6 protein-coding genes are annotated in these 6,335 nt (G+C 60.0%); 2 read left to right on the forward strand and 4 right to left on the reverse strand.

Annotated features, from left to right (window positions below; genetic code table 11):
- Positions 1 to 94: 94 nt before the first annotated feature.
- On the reverse strand, positions 95 to 976 hold the full coding sequence (locus tag QMX93_RS29170) for a LysR family transcriptional regulator (RefSeq protein ID WP_282359027.1): 882 nt from the start codon (positions 974 to 976) through the stop codon (positions 95 to 97).
- A 109-nt stretch (positions 977 to 1,085) separates the two neighbouring features.
- On the opposite strand from QMX93_RS29170, the gene QMX93_RS29175 reads away from it, so the two are divergent.
- Both QMX93_RS29175 and QMX93_RS29180 read left to right on the forward strand, forming a co-directional pair.
- Positions 1,086 to 2,456 (forward strand): MFS transporter, encoded by a 1,371-nt coding sequence (locus QMX93_RS29175; protein WP_282359029.1) that lies wholly within the window; start codon positions 1,086 to 1,088, stop codon positions 2,454 to 2,456.
- Positions 2,453 to 2,851, forward strand: coding sequence for a DUF4440 domain-containing protein (locus tag QMX93_RS29180; RefSeq protein WP_282359031.1), 399 nt, complete (start codon positions 2,453 to 2,455; stop codon positions 2,849 to 2,851). Before QMX93_RS29175 ends, QMX93_RS29180 begins: the two co-directional genes overlap by 4 nt.
- Positions 2,852 to 2,969: 118 nt before the next feature.
- On the opposite strand, the gene QMX93_RS29185 is transcribed toward QMX93_RS29180, so the two are convergent.
- The 3 genes from QMX93_RS29185 to QMX93_RS29195 are packed head-to-tail and all read right to left on the reverse strand — an operon-like array spanning position 2,970 to position 6,229.
- On the reverse strand, positions 2,970 to 3,836 hold the full coding sequence (locus QMX93_RS29185; protein ID WP_282359032.1) for an HlyD family secretion protein: 867 nt from the start codon (positions 3,834 to 3,836) through the stop codon (positions 2,970 to 2,972).
- A 10-nt stretch (positions 3,837 to 3,846) separates the two neighbouring features.
- Entirely contained in the window at positions 3,847 to 4,047 is a 201-nt protein-coding gene (locus tag QMX93_RS29190; RefSeq protein ID WP_007914106.1) for a DUF1656 domain-containing protein, read from the reverse strand.
- A complete protein-coding gene (locus QMX93_RS29195; protein WP_282359034.1) occupies positions 4,037 to 6,229 on the reverse strand; it encodes an FUSC family protein in 2,193 nt (730 codons plus the stop codon). The genes QMX93_RS29190 and QMX93_RS29195 overlap by 11 nt, the downstream gene beginning before the upstream one ends.
- Positions 6,230 to 6,335 lie beyond the last annotated feature (106 nt).

Consider the following 6,335-nt stretch of genomic DNA (forward strand, 5'->3'; position numbering starts at 1 on the left):
GGCAAGCCTTGCTCCTACGGTTTTGTGTGCGCCGCAAACCCAATGTAGGAGCAAGGCTTGCCCGCGAAGAGGCCAGACCAGGCACTGCAGTTCCTCAGCCCCACCCTTTCATGAAATCAATAAACGCCCGCACCTTCAGCGGCAAATGCCGGGTATCCGGATACAACGCATACACCCCTTGCTGAGCAAAACGATAATCCGCCAACAAGCGCTGCAAGCGTCCGGCGTCCAGATCATCCTGAATCAACCATTGCGGCAAAATCGCCACGCCTTGCCCGGTCAACGCAAACGCCCGCAACGTCGCCGAGTTGTCCGCCACGATGGCCGTGATGCCCGGTTTTGGCTGGTAAAAATGCTCGGTGCCAAAGGGATCGACCACGGTCATTTCCGGCACCCGTCCATGGCCCAATGTCGGCATTGATTCCAATACGGCCAGCGTGGCAACCGGTGCAAAACGCTCAACCAGACTCGGCGCGGCCACCGCGAATACCTCGAATGTCGACAACTGCACCGCACGCAAATTGGAGTCGTGCATACGCCCCAGACGAATCGCCATGTCGAACCGTTCGGAGATCAGATCGGCATGGGTCGAAGACGTCGACAGGTGAATATTCAACTGCGGTTGCTGCTGACGAAACACCTCAAGCGCCGGCACCACCTGGGCCAATGCAAACTCCACCGTGGTGGTGATGCGCAACGTACCCTTGAGCTGTGAATGCTCCGAACGGGCTTCCTCGATCGCCAATCGTGCTTCGTCCAACGTACGCAGACAGCGTCGATAAAAACGCTCGCCGGCGTCGGTCAGCGCCAGTTGCCGGGTATTACGGGTGAGCAAGGTCACGCCCAATTCCTCTTCCAGCCGCTTGAGATTGAAGCTCACCACCGCGCGAGTCTGGCCCAATGTGTCAGCGGCAGCGGTCAACGAACCGGCCTCGACCACGGCTTTGAAGGTGTCGAATCGATCCAGACTGACCATGTCCACGGCGCTCCTTGTCAAAATAATTTTGACAAACTAGCAGCCAAACCAGCGTTTTCCTATCACCAGAAGCGCCCTACCCTGCAGGTCTCATCACAGGGAAGCTGCCATGGCTTATCGCTCGAAAGTCGCGCTGGTGTATCTGTTGGGGTTCGCCCTCGACTTGCTGAACATGTTTGTCGCCAGCATTGCCTACCCCGACATCGCCCAACAATTGCACGCCTCGGTGACGCAACTGGCGTGGATCACCAACGCCTACATGCTCGGGCTGACGCTGATCATTCCGCTGAGCGTGTGGCTGGCGGCACGGATCGGCGAACGACGGCTGATTCTCGCCTCGCTGCTGTTGTTCGGGATTGGCTCGGCGCTGGTGGCGCAAGCGGGATCGATCGAAAGCTTGATTGGCTGGCGCTTGCTGCAAGGGCTCGGTGGCGGGTTGTTGCTGCCGGTGGGTCAGGCGTTGGCGTATCGACAGTTTCCGCCATCGCAGCGCGCGCATTTCACCGGCGTGGTGTTACTGGTGGCGCTGATGGTGCCGGCACTGTCGCCGGCGGCGGGCGGATTGATCGTTCAGGCGTTGTCGTGGCGGTGGATTTTCTACCTCAATTTGCCGGTGGCGCTGCTCGCGTTTGGCCTGGGTCTGTTCTGGCTGAAAGCCGATCAGCCTTCGAGTGAACGCCCGACGCTGGATGCGCGCGGCTTGCTACTGGCGGCGACTGCGCTGAGTTTGTTGTTGATCGCCGTCAGCATGGTGAGCGAAACAGACACCCGCATCCTCGGTCTCTTTGTCCTCGTGCTCAGCGTCCTGACCCTGTGCATTTATCTGCGAGACGGCTGGCGTAAACCCGAGGCGATTCTCGACCTGCAACTGATCAAAAACCCGTCGCTGCGTCTGGCGATGCTGATCTACCTGTGCGTGCCCGGCGTGTTCACCGGCACCCACATGATCGCCGTGTTGTACCTGCACAACCTCGGCTTAGGCGCAGCGCAAATCGGCGCGTTGATGCTGCCATGGGCAGTGGGTTCGGTCGTGGCGATCATGTTCGGTAAACGCTGTTTCAATCGCCTCGGGCCCAAGCCGCTGTTGAGCGCCGGTATGCTCCTGCAATGCCTCGGTATCGTTTTGCTGATGCGCATCGAACAACCCGCCAGCACGCCGCTGATCATCGCCTACGGCCTTATGGGCTTGGGCGGCAGCCTGTGCAGCGTCACTGCGCAGACCTTGGCATTCGTCGGCATCGAGCCAGAAAAAATGGGCCACTCCAGTGCGCTGTGGAATATCAATCGTCAGCTCGGTTTTTGCCTCGGCGCGGCGTTGCTCAGCTCCTTGTTGGGGGCTTTGGGTGGTGAGGGTTTTCGCTACTGCTTCCTGGCCGCCGCGCTGCTCACGTTGCTGCCGATGGTCAGCGTGCTGCGCTTCGACTCAACCACCGTGCTCGCCCTGCTGGCGCCTAATCCCCTGAAGGAAAAATCCATATGACCGACTACAGCGAATATTTTGATGAAGTGATTCAAGCACACGAAGCCATCGAACGATGGTTTGCCGTGGAGGGAGACGACGCTGAACTGGAGCGACTGCTAGCGCGGTTTTCGCCTGAGTTCTCCATGATTTCGCCGCTGGGCCGGATGCTGAATTTCGAGGCGTTGAGCGGATTGTTTCGAATGGCTGGAGGTAAGAAACCCGGGTTCAGAATTGAGCTCAGCGAACTGCACGGGATTGCAATACACGAGCGCGGTGCGATGGTGAGTTACCGCGAGCAGCAGACGGATGCGAGCGGGTTGCATACGGATCGGCGTTCGACGGTGGTGTTTGAAAAACTTGAGTCCGGGCGAGTGATTTGGCGGCATTTGCAGGAGACGTTTTGCAGTTCGTGATCACTCGGTATCGGTCTGAGACACCGAGTTGCCCTTATCGCGAGCAGGCTCGCTCCCACATTTGAAATGCTTGCCCCTGTGGGAGCGAGCCTGCTCGCGAATGGAGCGACTCGATCTATCAGTTATCAACAGATTCCTGATTCACCACCACCGTACAGGTAATCCCCGCCGCCAACAGAACCCCCTCCGGCACCTCATCAATGTGAATCCGCACCGGCACCCGCTGGGCCAACCGCACCCAGTTAAAGGTCGGATTCACATCGGCGATCAGCTCGCGGCTTTCCGGGTTGTCGCGGTCGTAGATGCCGCGCGAAATACTTTCCACGTGGCCCTTGAGCACTTCGCCGCTCATCAATTGCATATCGGCTTTATCTCCGACGCGAACGTGCGGCAGTTTGGTCTCTTCGAAGAAGCCGTAAACCCAGAACGAGTTCATGTCGACCACGGCCATTTTCGCTTCGCCGATACGGGCGTAATCACCGCGATGCACGTTGAGGTTGGTCACGTAACCGTCGACCGCCGCACGCACTTCGGTGCGTTTTAGGTTGAGTTCGGCGGCTTCCAGTTGCGCCTGGGCGTGTTGGTAATCGGCGAGCGCGGCGTCGGCGATGTTGCTGGCGTCGTCGCGGTTTTCCTTGGAAATGACCAGGTTGTCGAGATCGGCGCGACGATGGGCGTTGACCTTGCGCATCTCCCACGTCGACTTGCGCGAAGCGACCAGCGACTGCGCTTGTTTGACGGCGATGCGGTAGTGCTCGGGGTCGATCTGCATGAGCAAATCGCCCTTTTTCACCAGTTGGTTGTCGCGCACCGGCACGTCGATCACCTCGCCGGTAACGTCGGCGGCGACGTTGATGATGTCGGCACGCACGCGGCCGTCGCGGGTCCACGGCGTGTTCATGTAGTGCTCCCACAACGTGCGGCCGATCCACAGCGCCAGGGCCAGCACCAGCAGGGTCGCGAGCAGGCTGAAAAACTTTTTCATGGGGACGTTCTCAACGGTAGACAGTCAGCGCCATGGCGCCGAACAGACAGGTAAACAGACTCAGGCGCAGCAGCGCCGGGTGCCAGAAAAAACGGTACAAATCGAAGCCGGACAAGAACCGGTCCACCGCCCAGGCCAGTGCCGCAGCGATGAAAAACATCAGGGTCATGGTCGGCATGTACACGCCGTGGAAAGCGATTTCACGAGGCATGGGCAAGTCCTTCGGGCTTGGCGATGGCGTAGGCAGCGAGCGGTGATTGCGGGTCGAGCAAGGAGGTGCGAATGAAGTGCAGATAGCTCTTCACCCGACGCAATGCGGAGGTATCGAAATGCGGCGCAAACGGCTCATCGGTCGCCGCGACACGGCTGATCGCATGATCAACAGCGACCAGTGCGCGTTCAAGATTGCTGGAGTTGGGTTGCAGAAACAGTCGCACCAACGCGCGACCCATCACGCGAATTGCCTGCCGCCACGGTTGCGATTCGGCGTAGGCCGGGTGCACCGGCAGGATCGCCTGTTCCTTGCGCAACTCGATGATCGCGTGGCCGACTTCGAGCACCACGAACATCCAGCGCAGCAGATTCTTTTGCACCTTCGGCTCACCCGCCGCGAGACCGTAAGCCTGATGCAGCAAATCGCGGGTGCGGCTCTCGAAGCTCGAGGCCAGACCTTTGAGTTTGCCGCTGATTGCGTAAACCACTTGGCCGCGCAGATCCTGCTCCAGACGTTTCCATAACCAACGGCTATTTGGCGGCAGAATGATTGCTCCAGCAGCGGCGCAAACGAGCATACCCATGACCATGGCGATGTAGTCGTTGATGAAGGTGTAGGGGTTGTAGATCGTCAGGTTGTCCGGCACCGAACCGGTGCTGAAGAAGATCAGCAAACCGAGGCCGACACCGGCGTATTGCGGCCGAGATGTGAGGAACGAGCCGAGCACGATCACTGGCGCGAGCATCACGCACAGCAGTGGGAAACCGTCGATCCACGGGAAGATGAAAAACATCTCGACGAAGCCGATCAATGCGCCGAGGAAGGTGCCGCAGGCCATCTGGAACGCCATGCGTTTCGGGTTGGGTGTGGCAGCCGAAAGGCCCACGGTGGCGGCGGCGATCAGGGTCATCGTCGCGCCGCTTGGCCACGCGGTGGCGACCCAGTAGCTGCCGAGCACCACCAGAATGAACGAGGCGCGTATGCCTGATGCCGCAGCGGCCCACCAGTTGGTTTGCGGGGTGAACGGTTCATCCCAGCGCTCGCGTTCGTGGCGGTGATCGGCCAACGATGCGTGGGTCTGTGCATAACTGTGCAGGTCGTCGACGAAGCGATAAAGCAGTTCGTACGCGGTGTGGAAATCCAGTTGTTCGGCTTCGCTCGGATCGGTGTCTTGAAAGATCGCGCGCAAGGTTCGCACGCGTGTCGGCAAACCTTCTTTGTAGGTCGCCAGCGCTGTCGCCAAATGGGCGGCATCGGGGCTGGTCAGGGCGCGGCCGCTGAAGCCGTCGAGCACTTCGGCGAGATCCTGCAGGCCCGGTCTGATCGCCGCGACCACGTGTTCTTCGCCGTTGACGCGCAGGCGTTCGAGCAATTGATGCAAAGCGTTGAAGCGTGTGGTGATGCCCATGAATTCGCTGTTCAAACGGCTCAGGCGACCGTTGCGTCGGCGCATGTGCGGGTCTTCGAAAACCGTCACGCTGCGCAAGCCTTCGAGGCCCACGGCTTCGGCGATAAAGCGCACGTTGCTCGCTTCGAAAGACTCGGCTTTGCTACGCCCGCGCAGGCCATCGGTGACAAACAATGCGAACACGCCGAAGCGCTGATACAAGGCGTTGCGCATGGCGGCGCTGGCGGTTTGCGGCAGGATCGCGGCGCTGATCACGGTCGCGCAAAGGATGCCCAGCGAGATCTCCAACACTCGCCATACGGCGGCCATGAACGCGCCGTCCGGGTGCGCCAGCGCGGGCAAACCGACCATCGCGGCGGTGTAACCGGCAAGGACAAAACCGTAGGCGCGGAAGTTGCGGCAACGCGCGGCGCCGGCCGAGCAGATGCCGACCCAGATCGCCAGCGAGCCGAGAAACAGTTCAGTGTTTTGCGCGAACAAGGCGATCAGCGTGACCATCATCGCCGACCCGGCCAATGTGCCGAGGAAGCGATAGAAACTCTTGGCAAACACCTGGCCGCTCTGCGGCTGCATGACGATGAACACGGTGATCATCGCCGTGCGCGGTTGCGGCAGTTCCAGGCGCATGGCCAGCCACAGCGTCAGGAATGCGGCGAGCAACACCTTGAAGATGTAGACCCAGGTCACGCCATCGCTGCGCGCCCAGTCGAAAAATCCACGGCGCCATTCCAGGGAGTAGAGCCAGCGCAATGGTGCGGGCAAGGGAGTCATTCAATGTACTCAAGAATATTCAGGTAAAAGGCGATCCCTGTAGGAGTGAGCCTGCTCGCGATGGCGGTGTATCAGCCAACATAAATGTCAGTTGATAGGGCCGCAT

Source organism: Pseudomonas sp. PS01303, from assembly GCF_029959385.1.
Taxonomy (GTDB): Bacteria; Pseudomonadota; Gammaproteobacteria; order Pseudomonadales; family Pseudomonadaceae; genus Aquipseudomonas; species Aquipseudomonas rustica.